Origin of the sequence: Paenibacillus sp. NPDC057886 (genome assembly GCF_042796655.1) — a bacterium.
Lineage (GTDB): Bacteria > Bacillota > Bacilli > Paenibacillales > Paenibacillaceae > Paenibacillus.
The window spans coordinates 1-1,376 of record NZ_JBHVMZ010000033.1; the positions used below are offsets into that span (position 1 = coordinate 1).

A 1,376-nucleotide genomic window follows, 5' to 3' on the forward strand; every position below is an offset into this window, starting at 1 on the left:
CTTTAAGTACGATGGTGACTTCAAGTGCACGCTGTGCAGCCCCAATTGGATACGAAATTTTTAATAAGGTTTCTGCCAGTTGCTGTCTTTGATGGAGTGTCAGTGCTTGATTCACCACAACCAAAACATCCAGATCACTTTCTGGACCTAGCCCGCCATCAACAGCTGAACCATACAGATAAATGGCAAAGAGGGATTCACCCAAAAGCTGCTGTAAAGATTCTGTTAACTGTTCAAGTTGCAAGGTTTCGGACATGCTTGACCTCTTTTTCGGGCATGAGTTAGGAGTAGGAGAAACAAATAAAAATCTTGTTAAAAAATTTGAAATATATAAAAAAAGAGTCCTTGCAACAATTCTAATGAAAAGTTGTAGTTAAAACCTAAAGAAAAACCCCTCTGAGTCTTGCAACTTAGAGGGGTTTTGTCTTAAATTTGGTGGTACGCAGTTATTTGATGTTAAGAGCATCAAGTAACGAAGATCAGCAGAGTTAGACGCTCGTACTGATTTCACCTTTCGGCTTGTACCGCTTTTCAGATTCTATCAAATTGATAAAAAATGGCAAGCATTGTATCAGTAAAAAGTCTTTCGTTACTTGATTCTCGTTCATCCAATAAGCAATACATAGACTGTATTCGAGCCTTATCAGCTTCTGTTCGCCTTTTTTAAAGGAAGATATGCGGTGCATGTGGAGGGAATAAGTGTCACTGGTGCATCGTAGCGATAGTGAAGATCGAGAGATTGGAGCTAAACCGTTACAGGGGAATCCCACACAAGCGGAGCGTTGAGAGTAGTTGTATAGGTTGGTTAAGTTGCATGTTGGAGAAATCCTCGCAGAGATACCACCATACTTCGACAGGGAGCGCGTGGGGGAAGGTACAAAACTTTTAGTCCTTGTCTACCATGTATGTAAAGCATGGTGCGGATACGACCGATGCGTGGCTCCGTCAGCCTAATCAGGTTAAATCGGCAATACTTAAGGGAAGTGTCATTTTTTGAATGACAGCCCTTAGGGAGAGTATTGCCGAAACTCTCTCAACGTCCACCATCTGCCTGAGCGAAGCGAAGGCTGTGGTGGCGGTGAGAAAGAGTTGAGCGTCTTTAGTTTTACAAGATTAATGCCAATACTTTCTAGAGTTTATATACCGAGTCATTTGATTTAATAATTTATAGAACAAATTTGTCCGTAATTGATAAGCAAGGATACACAGTTACCCCTATTTCACGATGTTCAATAGTGCTAAGCTGTGACCTTGATCAGGGGCTTCACCCCCGATACCCCGAAAACCGGCTTAAAGAAAAATCAAAGATTTTCCCTTAAACCGGTTTCATACCGAGAATTGGATTGATCAAATGGAAATAGATTCAGTAACTAAAC

The 1,376-nt window shown here is 41.2% G+C and carries 1 protein-coding gene; it reads right to left on the reverse strand.

The window, feature by feature from the left end; translation table 11 throughout:
• A partial coding sequence (locus ACFVQB_RS34375; protein ID WP_379449868.1) for a nucleotidyltransferase domain-containing protein occupies positions 1 to 256 on the reverse strand: 256 nt, incomplete at its 3' end.
• Positions 257 to 1,376 lie beyond the last annotated feature (1,120 nt).